General features: G+C 53.4%; 1 rRNA gene. It reads left to right on the top strand.

Annotated elements, in window-relative coordinates:
- Positions 1-117: 117 nt before the first annotated feature.
- Positions 118-536, top strand: a 23S ribosomal RNA gene (locus ACYVEA_RS34825); the annotation flags it as partial.

Here is a 536-nt window from a genome sequence, read left to right on the forward strand (position 1 = left end):
CTCCACAGGCGTTGAAGACCCTTGAAGAACATGTGCAGCAGGGCATCCTAGGACCGAAATCGACGGTTCGAGGGTGTGAGCCCGGGTCGAACGGCCTCTAGTGCAGATCTTGGTGGTAGTAGCAAATACTCAAATGAGAACTTTGAGGACTGAAGTGGGGAAAGGTTCCATGTGAACAGCAGTTGGACATGGGTGAGTCGATCCTAAGCCATAGGGAAGTTCCGTTATAAAGTGCGCGCTTCGCGCCGTGTGGCGAAAGGGAAGCCGGTTAATATTCCGGCACCTGGATAAGGTTTCTTCACGGCAACGTAACTGAAAGTGGAGACGACGGCGGGGGCCCTGGGAAGAGTTCTCTTTTCTTCTTAACGGTCTATCACCCTGAAATCGGTTTGTCCGGAGCTAGGGTTTAACGGCCGGCAGAGCACTGCACCTCTGCAGTGTCCGGTGCGCTCTCGACGTCCCTTGAAAATCCACTGGAAGGAATAAGATTCTTGCCAGGTCGTACTCATAACCGCAGCAGGTCTCCAAGGTGAACA

The organism is Spirosoma jeollabukense (assembly GCF_054777855.1).